The organism is Ureibacillus sinduriensis BLB-1 = JCM 15800, assembly GCF_000772955.1.
Classification (GTDB): domain Bacteria; phylum Bacillota; class Bacilli; order Bacillales_A; family Planococcaceae; genus Ureibacillus; species Ureibacillus sinduriensis.
Window position 1 is genome coordinate 156,513 of the sequence record NZ_JPVO01000048.1, and the last position, 12,891, is coordinate 169,403.

The window sequence follows — 12,891 nt, forward strand, 5'->3', positions numbered from 1 at the left end:
TGCAATTAATAGGGAAAATTCTTTATATTTAACCAAAATTTTACATACTATATCTTTTCAGGCGCAAAATTTTATTTTAAAATATTCTTAAAGGGACCTTGGGTAATTGGTCTTAGTAGAAAATTCATCTATTGAAAGGGGGATGGGAAAAAATCTTTGATGGGAGTTTATGACACGTTTCTTTTGGAAGGCTTTTTGGGTGACTGTCAAAAGTAAATGGTAAGGAGAGAGTCAGGATGAAAATCGAAGAAAAATATTTTAAAGAATATCATAGTCTAGCAGTAGTTCCACATTATGACGGAGAACATGCATCTGTCATCCACACACTCCAAGGAAATTTCTACTCGAAGTATACGACGAATGCTAATCTCGATAACTATTGTCTTTTATTTGGTTCGAGTTTGGAAGGAAGGAAACAAGCCGCCCGTCAACGATTCAACGATGTGAAGAACCCTTCAATTCTTATTTCTGAAGCCCTGAGAATTGCAGGATTTCAAGTACCGCACCTCGACAGGCTTGACCCAATGTGGATCGTTGATTTGGATGTGACAATCGAAGCTCTTTCTAAAACTGAAACGCTCATCATCTTTCGCAATGGCCTGCAATTGATGACACCTCTAGCGGAGAATTCCGTAAAAAACCGAAGATTTAATGCCATCTCCAGAATCCACGAGTGTTCTCCCTTGCTAAACCGCAATCTTCACGACTTGCTTCATTATTAGAATTACATACATGTTTATGTAATTATACTCAATTAAAGTTACAAGAAAGCGTTAACAATTTCGTGTTAGCCGAAACATCAAAGGTAAGGGATTGTTCATTTGGAAGGGTGGACAATCCTTTTACATTGAGAACACAAATTTAGAAAAGGAAAGGAAAATTCCGTTGTCTAAACTAGAGTCAGTCATCTATTTTATAGGCCTATCTTGGCTCCTTGTAAAAAATACGATATCTTCTTAGGGAAATATATACCGGAAAAATTATTTAATTAAAATAAACCCTCATTTACCATATTTAATAATTTATTTACATAAGCTAAACCAATAGATTCATAGAAGTAGTGTAAATTTAAAGAGTATTCAGAATCTAAATATGGATAGAAATCGAGGGGAGTTCGTATGAAGAATAGAGCAAATTCAAAATTTATGAAAGCTACGGTCGCAACTGCTATTGTCGCGTCCACATTTGCTGCTCAGGCGCCATTATCAACTGAGGCTAGTACCTCTTTTCCGGATGTGAAACCATCCAGTTATTATTATGATGCGATTCAAACTCTAGCGGAGCGTAAGATTATTAATGGTTATCCTGATGGGAAATTTCACCCGCAAGATCAAGTCACTCGTGGACAAGCAGCCAAAATCATCGTAGGGGTATTAGGATTGGACACAGAAAACGTATCGAACCCCAATTTCTCCGATGTAAATACAAATCATCCGTTTTATGCTGCCATTGCGGCATTAGCGGAAAAAGGAATCATTAAAGGCACTGGGAATGGAACATTCAAACCGAATGAACCGATCCAACGCAATCATTTAGCTAAAATCATTGCGGAAGCTTTCAATTTGCAAGCTTCCAATACAAATTTCCCATTTACGGATGTACCTAAGGAATATCAAAACTATGTTGCGAGTTTGTACGACAATGGCATAACAACAGGTAAAACATCCACTCTATTTGGAGGAAGGGCTTCAACAACACGTGGGGAATTTGCGGTTTTCATTCACCGGGCAGAAAACGTAAAGAGCCAGCCAGTTGAAAATATTACAACCTCTGTCAATTTCACGGTAGAGTCCGTCGCAAGCAACCAAGTCCAAACCTCCACTGGCAGCTATGCAATTGATGCTTCGCTACAATCATTTTTTGCTGGGAATGCAATCGCATTAAAAGGAGCAGACATAAAGGCAGTTATCCAAGAGGGCAAAGTGGTGAGGATTGAAGACTTATCAGTAAACAGTGCTGGAACTGCCACAACACCGGTCGTCATTGATGGAGCAAATACAACAATAGCAGGAAATTTACAAGTTAACGCTGACTATGTCTCTGTGAAAAACTTAAACGTTGAAGGCCATATTACATTATCGGCAAATGTGATCAACAGCTATCTTTCAGATAATGTGGATGCAAAAGGTGATTTCATCATTGCCGAGGCAGGGCCGGTTGCAGTTGCTTCTTTAAACGAAATGGCAGCCAACACGACTAAAGGTCCAAAAGTTGACTTGCGAAACTCTTCGCAAAAATCCGTTCATATAAAGCGTAACCATGTGGAGTTCATTTCAAATACTAGAGTTCCAGAAATTATCGTTACAGCAAATGGTTCGTCCATCACAATCAATGCGGATGTGGGGCAGGTAACGATCAACGGAAGCGCAAATATAGAAATTAAAGGGTCGGGAAATATAGAAAAATTAACAGTGGACCAAGCAAAAGAAATTGCATTAAACATCACCGGTCAAATTAAGGAACTTATAGTAATGAAAGGTGATTCAAAAGTTGAAATTGGCGTTGGTTTACGCATTGCCAAACTGGTAATCCCTGATGGAGTAACGGCTGGACAAGTAATCCGAAACTTTGAGGCAGTGAAAGGGCAAATCGAAGCGATTGTGAACAACAATGGCACAAACAATAGTGGGAATAACAACGGTTCGAACGGTGGAAATGGTGGTTCAGGTGGCGGAAACAATGGCCCGGGCGGTGGCAATAATAACGGCGGAACGCAACCACCTAAAAACTTTACACTGAACCTAACTTACACAAACGATTCACATGCAAATGTTGAAAAGTATCCAAGGCTTGTGACTGCTGCAAAAGAAGTTAAAAATGCAAAACCAAATTCAGTTCTTGTCCATGCAGGGGATGTGTTCTCAGGTACTTTGTATTTCAATGAATTTAAAGGACAAGCAGATCTTGAATTTATGAATCTAATGGGTTATGACATGATGACTTTTGGTAACCATGAGTTCGACTTAGGGTCGAGTCCGGAAGGCCATAAAGCTTTGGCCGATTTCATTAAAGGGGCAAAATTCCCATTCGTAAGTTCAAATATTGATTTCTCGAAGGATTCCAATCTGCAAGGATTATTTTCGGATTTAAACTCTAGTAATCCAAAAGACGGACAAATCTATAATGGTATTGTGAAAGAAATAGATGGTCAGAAGGTTGGATTCTTCGGGTTGACTACTGCAGAAACAGCAGATATTTCAAGCCCTGGTGCGGTTGAATTCGAAGATTACATTAAAGAGGCGGAAAAAGCTGTAAAAGCTTTTGAAAATATGGGTGTCAACAAAATTGTTGCGATTACACATATTGGGTACGACGACAATGCAGCGGTTGATAACGACCTTGAATTGGCGAAAAAGGTGGAAGGAATCGACGTAATCGTGGGCGGTCATAGCCATACAAAGTTAGATAAACCATATGTTGTAGGCACCGGAGATGCACCAACAGTCATTGTACAAGCCTATCAATACAATGATTATTTAGGGACGCTCGATGTGACATTCGATCGTAACGGTAAAGTTGTACTAAGTGAAGGCAATTTAATCGATATCAATGCGAAAGTGAAAGATGGAGATGGGAAAGAAGTTTATAAATTTGCCGAAGATGCAGAGGCGGTTGCTAAACTTGCACCATATAAAACAGTAGTGGAGAAAACTGCCGGAACACAAATCGGTGTGGAGTTAAAAGAAAGACTAGTAAACCCACGTACCAGTGATGCAGGAAATACAGAGGGAATAAGTGTCCGGAAAAATGAGACAATTCTAGGTAATATCATTACAGACGGAATGCTTGAAAAAGCGAAAAAAGCCGTACCTGGAAAAAATATCATTATGGCACTTCAAAATGGTGGAGGTATCCGAGCGGCAATAGAAGCTGGACCAGTCACGGTAGGCGAAGTCATTACAGTTCTTCCATACGGCAACACACTTGCAACTATGGACTTAACTGGAGCTGAAATCAAACAAGCGTTTGAGACGAGCTTTAAATCTTACCCATCAGAAAGTGGAGGATTCTTACATGTTTCCGGGGCAAAAGTGGAGTTTGACTCATCAAAACCAGTCGGACAACGTGTCGTAAGTGTGAAGTATAAAGATGGAAGCGGCAACTTTACCGAGTTAAAAGATAGTGAAAACTACACAATTGCCACGAATGCTTTCACTGCAAAAGGTGGAGATGGTTACGATGTGTTTGCGAAAGCTTATGGTGAAGGCCGTGTAACGGATTTAGGCTTATCGGATTGGGAAAACTTCAGGGATCATTTGGTGTCGCTTAAAGATACTGGAATTCCTATAGTAATTGAAGGGCGAATTGTCGATGTTGCAGGACAACAAAACCCGGGAACAGAGCTTCCAGGTGGGGACTATGACGGCGCTGAATTCTCTGGTACTGCTGGACAAGTGAAAGTGTACAGTGGAGATGCAACAGTTGATATTTCCAATATTAACTCATTAGGTAATGCGGTAGTGAAAGGGAATTTGATTATTAAAGGTAAGGCAACAGGAGAGATCACATTTGCAAACATTCAAGTGGAGGGTAACCTTGACCTTACAGAGCTAGAGGCTGATACGCAAGACTTTACTGGAATCACTGTTGACGGAGAAACGATACTATAAACTTTTTTCACGAAAGCCTTCCTCTGTGGGGAGGAGGGCTTCGTTTCCTTATTAATTACACGTGTTCTCTAAATTGAAGGGAGAAGAAGATGATGAGCAAAAAGAAATGGAAAAAGCCGATCAATACTTTCTTAGCAACAACGATGATTGCTAGTGTAGTAGTCCCTAGTGCACCTTTAGTAGCAAAAGCAGAAGCAATCGCCACAGATTTGATTATTTCGGAGTATATTGAGGGTAGCAGTTTTAATAAAGCGATAGAAATATATAACGGAACAGGGGCACCTGTTGATTTAAGTAATTACACTTTGGAGTTGCATGTAAACGGTACTGAAGCTGTGGGAGCAACAGTAACCTTGTCGGGTGTTTTGGAGAGCGGTGATGTGTACGTTGTATATCATAAAGATGCAAACGATGCCATTAAAAGTGTAGGGGATTTAGAAAATTCCGCGGTTATGAATTTTAATGGAAATGACCCGATAATCTTGAAAAAGAATGGAGAAACTATCGATTCCATTGGACAAATAGGATCATCTGCCGACTTTGCCAAAGATCAAACTTTTGTCCGTAAAAGTGCAGTACACAGTGGTAACGCTTCTTTTAATCCAGACGAATGGGACAAACTATCAAAAGATGATACTACCAATTTAGGTTTCCATCTGATGGATGGTACTTCTGGTGAACCGGGAGGCGAAAACCCAGAGGAACCAGGTGAGCCAGGGGAAGAAAATCCGGAAGAACCAGGTGAACCAGGAGGCGAAGACCCGGAAATACCAGTAGATCCGGAAACTCCTAGCGTAGCTGTAATTTCAATCTCCGACGCTCGTACGAAACAAAGTGGTGAGAGAGTTGTCATAAAAGGCGTTGTTGCAGCGGGTCTAAAAAATACTTTCTCTGTTCAGGATGAAACAGGCGGTATCGCAATACGTCCAACATCACTGGATATAAGAGTTGGCGATGAAGTCACTTTAGAAGGAACATTGCAGGAATATAGAGGCTTGCTTCAACTAGATTCAACTACGATCGTTGAGAAAGGCCAAAATGTAGGTGCACCTGCCCCGAAAGAAATTACGGGTGCCGATGTGAATGAAAGTAATGAATCTTTATTAGTTACAGTTAAGAATGTTGAACTGACAGCGGTAGCTGGAACTAGCTGGAAAAACTATACTGCAAACGATGGCTCAACATTTATTGTGCGGGATGAAACTGGTGGGTTCGGGTCTTTAACCGTTGGTACAACCTATGAATCTATCACAGGTATCGTCCAGCAATTTGACAATGATTATCAAATCATTCCACGTTCTGAACAGGATATTGTTGCCGATAGTACGACATTAAAGCCTGCCACAGCTAATCCAGCATCAGGTACTTATGTAGGGCCTCAATCGGTGGAATTATCTACAACTTCCGCGGGTGCTGAAATTTACTATACACTGGATGGTACGGAACCAACAGTAAATAGTGCCAAATATGACAGTCCGATCAAGATTTCCAAATCCACTGCGATCAAAGCCATTGTAAAAGCGCAGGATGGTACTGTGAGTGAAGTTTCGACATTTAATTACACAATTACGGACGCCTTACAAATCCACGACATTCAAGGAGAGGGCCACACTTCACCTTTTGTCGGCCAAGTTGTTGATGGGATACAAGGTGTCGTGACTTATACTTATACCATCGGGAGCGGGAATTACTTCCATCTTCAAACACCGGATGAATTAAAAGACGATAACCCTAATACGTCAGATGCGATCATTGTCTATACCGGGAACAAAAAACCCGCTGCAGTGGGGGATTTAGTGAATGTAACAGGTACAGTTGATGAGTATCATATCGATGGCTACAATGACACAAAAAAAGATACGGATTTATCTGTAACACAAATCAACGCACGAGATGATCGTGGAGGTCTGATTGTCAAAGTGGCAAGCAATGTTGAACTGCCGGCTGCAGTGACAATTGATGCAAGCAACTTACCGAGCGAGTTTATTGATAGTGATGGATTAACAATATTCAACCCGGAAGTAGATGCAATCGATTTCTGGGAAAGTCTTGAAGGAATGCGTGTTCAAGTTGGCAATGTTAAAGCGGTATCTCCACAAGAACACGGGGATCTTATTACAGTCCTAGAGGATAGAAAAACGGATACAATCCACGGTGGTGTAAAATTAACGGAAACTACCGCAAATCCGGATCGCATTCAATTCAAACTATTCGATAACAATACAGCAAGGAATTTTGAAGTCGCAACAGGCGATCGATTTACCGGACCGATCGAAGGGGTCGTAAATTACGGATTCCAAAACTATAAAATTTATGCAGATTATGAGTATATGAGAGAAAAATATGTAAAGGGTGACACAAAGCCTGAAACAACAACGATTGTGAAGAAAGATGATAAGTTGACGATCGCATCTTACAATCTTGAAAACTTCTCAAATAATCGAAAAGAAACAACGGATGATAAAGCGCAAAAATTGGCAAGAGCCTTTGTAAAGGATATGAAAAGTCCCGATATTATCGGTGTAACAGAAGTTCAGGACAACAATGGTGCCAGTGCTGGTGATGCCAAAGCAGATGAAAGCTATCAACGACTGATCGATGCAATTAAGGCAGCTGGTGGTCCGGAATACAAATATTTAAATATCGATCCGGTAAATAACGAGGATGGTGGAGCGCCGAATGCCAATATCCGTGTGGGCTTCTTATACAATCCAGAGCGTGTAACACTTCCTGAGGGGATTAAAGCTGGGGATGCAACATCTACAGTTGCTTATAAAAATGGAAAACTTACTCTTAACCCTGGTCGAATCGACCCAACGAATCCGGCATTTAACAGCAGCCGAAAACCGTTAGCGGCTCAGTTTAACTTCCAAGGCGAAGAGGTGGTCGTCATTGTGAATCATTGGAACTCAAAATCGGGGGACACTCCTTTATTTGGTTCAACTCAACCGCCTATTTATGGAAGTGAAGAACAACGTAAAGAAATTGCGAAAGTTGTTAATAATTTCGTGGAAGAAATTAAAAAAGATAACCCAAAAGCAAATATTGTCTCTGTTGGTGACTTTAACGATTTCCAGTTCACTGAGTCATTGAAAATTCATGAAGGGCAACACATGACGAACATGATCAATCTTGTGGACGACAATGATCGTTATACTTACCTTTTCCAAGGGAACTCGCAAGTATTAGATCACATTTTGGTTTCAAATAATCTAGTGAAAAATACAGAGATTGATATTCTTCACATTAATGCAGATTTCACTGACATGGCAGGGCGTGCGAGTGACCATGACCCGGTAATGGTCCAAATCGATCTTAAAGGAACAGGTGAAGTTGAAACGCCGATTACTGCTGAAAAAGAGTACAACTTTACAAGTTATAAAACAAATAAATTAACAATTACAAAACCTAGTGTTGCGGTTAGCTTAGATGCAGATTCAGTCATTACAGATGGTATCTTGTTTAAAGGGGAATATGCGGAGTTCCAAGGTGCTGGCTTTGCAGGTGCTGTTTTAACAGTTCAACCTGAAAAAACAGGGGCAGTTATTGACTTTAAAGGTACCAAAGTGAAGAAAGTGATAATTGACGGACCGAATGTAAAAGAATTACGCGGCGTTGAAAACGTTGAAGAGATCGAGTATACAAACGGTGCAACAGCCAATACAATTAAATTTACCGATTCAAAAGGGGATCCCATTGCGGATCCTTCTTTTCCTTCTGAAAATAAAGCACCGGTAGTTTCGAAACCAATTGGAAATCAAACACTAGTAGTTGGTGGAAAAGTGTCGATTGACTTATCAGAGCACTTTTCGGACCCGGATGGAGACAATCTTTCTTACTCTGCAACCAAAGGAATGGTTAAAGATAATAGCTTGACTTTGGAACTGGAGGAAGGCAGCCATATTGTCGGGGTGACCGCTACCGACGGTGAAAAAAGTGTAACGGCACAATTTACTGTAACTGTGACTGCACCTGAAGCACCCAATGATGACTATTATAAAGATGCTCGGGGGAAAACAGGCCAAGAGTTAAAAGCCGCACTTCATGAAATCATCGATGACCATAAGCAGCTATCCTACAATGAAGCATGGGAAGCTTTAAAGGAAACGGATGAAGACCCAAAGAATCCGGCCAATGTGATTTTATTTTATTCAAACAGATCGATATCTAAAAACAGCAATGGCGGTAATGTGGGGCAATGGAACAGAGAACATACTTGGGCTAAGTCGCATGGCGATTTTGGAACGAGTAAAGGGCCGGGAACGGATATTCATCACTTACGCCCAACAGATGTTCAAGTAAATGGAGCAAGGGGCAACTTGGATTTTGATAATGGCGGCAGTCCGGTTACTGGCTGTTCGGGATGCTTTAAAGACTCGGATTCCTTCGAGCCACCAGATCGAATAAAGGGAGATGTAGCCCGAATTCTATTCTACATGGCGACACGCTATGAACAAGGTGACCGGGTTGACCTTGAGCTGAATGACAGAGTGAATAATGGCAAAAATCCTTACCACGGTAAACTTTCCGTGCTATTGCAATGGCATAAGCAAGACCCGGTAGATGACTTTGAGCGAAATCGCAATAATGTCATTCAAGAATGGCAAGGCAACCGCAATCCATTTATCGACCACCCGGAATGGGCGGAGTTGATTTGGAGGTAGGGAGGATAGTTGGTTTTTGACTCTAAATTTATGGAACCCTAATTATCTTTACAACCCAACAAGTTTCGACTATTCTACTCGATGGGGAAATAAACAAAAGAGTTTACTGTTGACGGATCGCCGAATGCCATGAAAGTGGCCTGTTCGGTGAAGGCTCGATCGAAACCTATGTATAGGATAAGATGAGAATAGCAACCCGGAGTGGGTTAAAGTGAAAGATGCCAGTATTATTACGGTAGACAATAATTCTACTTCTTTTAAAGTAAGTAAGGATGCTACTGTACAAACAATTCTTGCTGCGTTAGAGCCATATGACGATGATGTGAGCCACGTATACGAATTAATCTATTCCGATGGTGATGACTTGGTTGTATATGAACCTACGGAAAAAATAATTTCAACTAGAGTATATGCAACAAAATTAATCATTACCGTTAATGGAATGAGAACTGAATACCACTTAGTGGATTATATCGAAGATTCATTTTCAAATTAAAAATAGGGCTGCAACTTTGCAGGACTATTCCTACTGTAATGATAGAACGGGTTCCTACTTATATTCTTCAGTACCTAGTGTTTGATAAGGTATCTACTCTACTTATGATTCTGTTACTTGCGTTGATTATTATGATTCCATTCCAGCAGCACAAATGAGTCCAAATCAAAATGCAATAATAGGTTCTTATTTAAATATGGATTATAATATAATAATCAATGTAACTCTAATGTTGGTACGACAAAAAGTAAACCGATATAGCAACTATTGAGTTCTAATGCTTAGTTTCAAACCTCATCTTTACTTGGGTGGGGCTTTTTTTGTTACGACTCTATATAACTAGTTATTAAACTATATGAATGGAAAAGCATAACTTCAAAAAACATTGATTAATATTACATTCTGACCGATTTCAACAAGACAGTTATTTCTATTTGTCGATAATTAGTAAACTGCAGTATTATTTATCTGAATTTTTGGAATTGTTTATGTTCTGAAAACACCCTTATTATCTTACAATTTAATAGGGGAAATAAGTATTGAAGAATGGCTATTGACGGATCGCCGTGTGCGGTGAAAGCCGCCTGCATGGTGAAGGCCTGAATCGAAAGCCAATGCATGTTGGTATAAGTCAGGAAAAGCGTAGAAATTGAAGAATTAATTGCTCCAGAGAAGATTACTGTAAAAGTGGGTGAACAGGTAAACCTTCCAACTAAAATCCAAGCTAGAATGAGTAACGCGACAATTAAAGAAGTACCTGTTGTTTGGAAGCCGAGTACTATTGATACATCCATTCCTGGTACTGTGACGGTGAATGGTACCGTCAATGGTTTTAATGGAAAAGTCGCTATGACAATTGTTATAGAGGCAGAAGAAGTAGGAGATGTTCAAATTAGTTTATTTAAGGATTCCACCTCATCTAGTAATAGCATAAACTTTAGCAACTTGAGTGAGTTCTACTTAAAAAACAAAGAGACGGGGAAGATTTATAGGAATGGTAATACCCCTTCTCAACCAAGTAGGAAGAATCAGTTTGAAATGACCAATTTACCTGAAGGGGAATATACGATTCATTCAGAACTTCCTGAAGGGATGGAAATACTAGCAATCCATTTGGGGGAATCTTATAAAGAGACAATCTATGATGCAGAAGTTAATCCGTTGGTTATTGGTGATGACAAAACATATGCAAAAATCGTACTAAAAGCGCAGCATACACTGGCAGAAATAAAACCGTTGGAAGATTTGATAGTACCTGTTGATATAACATTTGATGAATTCAAAGCTGCTCTTCCAAAGCAAACTACTATTGTTGATACAATCGGGAAAGAACATCAAGTGGATTTAAAATGGGATATACGTCCATTCCAATTTGACAGTTGGAAGAAGCCGGGACAATATACAAGAACAAGCGAATTCTTCACATTACCTTTAAGTATTTCGAATACAAGTCCAGCTACCAGATTAGAGGTAAATCTTAAAGTAATCTTTGAATAGTTATTTCATACAGTCTTAAGACTAACTACTTCAAATCGAATATTCATTATAAACCTCACTAAGTTGTGAGGTTTTTTTTCGTAAACATTTTTGAAAATCTCAACAGACATATTTCTCTAATAGCTAGTTAAGCAATTTGAAATTGACAATTCAAATATCTTCGTGGGTAAATTTATATTTTTTGGTAGAGTATTCATTCACGAAAGGGGAATGGAAAAAATTTGTGATGGCAGTTTATTTGGAAAGATTTTTGGTTGACTGTCAAAAGTAAATGGTCAAGAGAGAGTCAGGATGAAAAATATATAAAATGAAAGTATCTAGTTCGAATCATTTTCAAAATGTAGAGGCAACCATTTACTGCATTCTTTGTTCCTAGTAAAAAAGTATTATATTTTCCTAGAAAAATATATACAGTAACTCTCTTGCAGTGATAAACTACTAAAGGTAGATAAAAATATACTAATTGAAGAAAAAACTGGAGGATTCGAATGAAAAGACTAATGCCTAAATTAGCTCTGACTACCTTATTGATTTCAACTACGACCGTTCCAACGTTGGCTGCGGACACATCATTTTCAGACATCCAAAACACTTATGCCAAAGATGCCATTTTACAGCTGGCCGAAGCAGGAATACTAAATGGCAAGGGGGATGGCAAATTTGACCCTACCGGCAAGATTACGCGACAAGACTTCGCCATCATTTTAGCAAAAGCTCTGAACTTGGATGTTGATAATTCCCCACAGAACCCAACATTTTCGGATCTCCCGGTGACTCATTATTCTTATAAATATGTTGAAGCCGCTGCCCAAGCGGGTTTAATAAAAGGAGTCGGAGATGGGAATTTTGGCGCAGGACAAAACCTCTCCAGGGAACAAATGGCCGTTCTCTTTGTGAGGGCGTTGGGGGTGGATGCAACAGATTATGGTAATAAACTGACGTTTGCTGATGCAGACAAAATTGCTGGATATGCGAAAGATGCGGTCGGGTTTGCCGTTGAAGCACAATTGTTAAATGGCTATAATAATACGTTTGATCCGAAAGGGAACGCCGACCGTCAAGCAGTGGCACAGGTTGCCAGCAAATTCTTAAAGGTAAAAGACGAAATTGCGCCAACACCGGAACCTGAGGCACCACCAGTTACAGAACCGACACCCGTACCGGTGAAGCCGCCGGTAGTTGATCCAAGACCCAACCCAACAGCAGAACCACCAACATCAAATTATGTACCTAATAATAATTTAAATACAGCTATCCTTAGAACGAAAATAGAAAATGCAACTTCACTATTAAATGGAATAAAGATAGGCGAAGATATTGGTCAAGTGGCAAGAGTAGATTATAACGCTTTATTAACAGCTATCTCTATTGCGCAAAGTATTTATGAAAACAGCAGAAACAAGACACAAGAAGAACTAAATTCTGCTACTATTTCATTAGAAAATGCAATGAATGCCTTCAATAACTCAGTAGTGAAAGCGGGAAATGCAAATCAGTTAAATGAAAAAATTGGGGCAGCTAATTCAAAACTAGCTAATGTATTAGTAGGTGATGGAGTCGGTCAGGTAGCGGAAGTAGATCTAGCCGCATTAGCATCGGCTATAGAGAAAGCTGAGGGCATTTA

Annotated in this window: 6 protein-coding genes; all 6 read left to right on the top strand. The window is 39.8% G+C overall.

Annotation, left to right across the window (positions count from 1 at the left end):
- Nucleotides 1-236 precede the first annotated feature (236 nt).
- On the top strand, nt 237-722 hold the full coding sequence (locus CD33_RS08805) for a competence protein ComK (RefSeq protein WP_036200133.1): 486 nt from the start codon (nt 237-239) through the stop codon (nt 720-722).
- A 396-nt stretch (nt 723-1,118) separates the two neighbouring features.
- On the top strand, nt 1,119-4,610 hold the full coding sequence (locus CD33_RS19825; protein ID WP_084591296.1) for an S-layer homology domain-containing protein: 3,492 nt from the start codon (nt 1,119-1,121) through the stop codon (nt 4,608-4,610).
- A gap of 92 nt (nt 4,611-4,702) precedes the next feature.
- Nucleotides 4,703-9,274, top strand: coding sequence for an endonuclease (locus tag CD33_RS08815; RefSeq protein ID WP_036200134.1), 4,572 nt, complete (start codon nt 4,703-4,705; stop codon nt 9,272-9,274).
- A gap of 211 nt (nt 9,275-9,485) precedes the next feature.
- Nucleotides 9,486-9,770 (top strand): hypothetical protein, encoded by a 285-nt coding sequence (locus tag CD33_RS08820; RefSeq protein WP_036200136.1) that lies wholly within the window; start codon nt 9,486-9,488, stop codon nt 9,768-9,770.
- 660 nt (nt 9,771-10,430) lie between these two features.
- Nucleotides 10,431-11,267: an Ig-like domain-containing protein gene (locus tag CD33_RS08825; RefSeq protein WP_258516777.1), complete on the top strand. Its 837-nt coding sequence runs from the start codon at nt 10,431-10,433 to the stop codon at nt 11,265-11,267.
- A gap of 488 nt (nt 11,268-11,755) precedes the next feature.
- A partial coding sequence (locus tag CD33_RS08830; RefSeq protein WP_036200139.1) for an S-layer homology domain-containing protein occupies nt 11,756-12,891 on the top strand: 1,136 nt, incomplete at its 3' end.

What these genes read in the sequence shown, in the direction of transcription:
- CD33_RS08815 (WP_036200134.1), top strand. Translation starts at nt 4,703, where the DNA reads ATGAGCAAAAAGAAATGGAAAAAGCCGATCAATACTTTCTTAGCAACA.
- CD33_RS19825 (WP_084591296.1), top strand. Translation starts at nt 1,119, where the DNA reads ATGAAGAATAGAGCAAATTCAAAATTTATGAAAGCTACGGTCGCAACT.
- CD33_RS08805 (WP_036200133.1), top strand. Translation starts at nt 237, where the DNA reads ATGAAAATCGAAGAAAAATATTTTAAAGAATATCATAGTCTAGCAGTA.